This window comes from Paenibacillus alkalitolerans (assembly GCF_016482785.1).
Lineage (GTDB): Bacteria > Bacillota > Bacilli > Paenibacillales > YIM-B00363 > Paenibacillus_AE > Paenibacillus_AE alkalitolerans.
This window is the reverse complement of sequence record NZ_JAEMXM010000079.1, coordinates 1-329: the sequence shown is the minus strand read 5'-3', so window position 1 is coordinate 329 and position 329 is coordinate 1. Positions and strand designations below refer to the sequence as shown.

At 44.1% G+C, this 329-nt stretch carries 1 protein-coding gene; it reads left to right on the top strand.

Annotated elements, in window-relative coordinates; genetic code table 11:
* Nucleotides 1–98: 98 nt before the first annotated feature.
* On the top strand, nucleotides 99–329 hold a 231-nt coding region (locus tag JET16_RS29835; RefSeq protein WP_199624878.1), incomplete at its 3' end, for a DUF4386 family protein.

The following is a 329-nucleotide window of genomic DNA, read 5'->3' as shown; positions in this document are numbered from 1 at the left end:
TCATTATGACGTGACCTTTTTATATGGCGAGATTTCGTACGTCAAAACGAGCGCAGCCGATATGCTGAAACAACATAAAAAACAAAGGAGAACAAAAAATGAAAACTTACAGAATGACTGCAGTGATCGTAGGTGTCCTCTATATCATCGGAACAGTATCGGGGATTTTAAGCCTTGTTGTTACCAGGGATCTGCTTGCTGGAGAGGATTTTCTAACCCGAATTGCCGCCAATCCGTCTCAGCTTAACCTGGGCGCATTTTTTATTCTCATGATGGGGCTTTCGCTGGCGGCGATGCCTGTTTTCCTGTACCCGCTCTTCAAAAAAAAG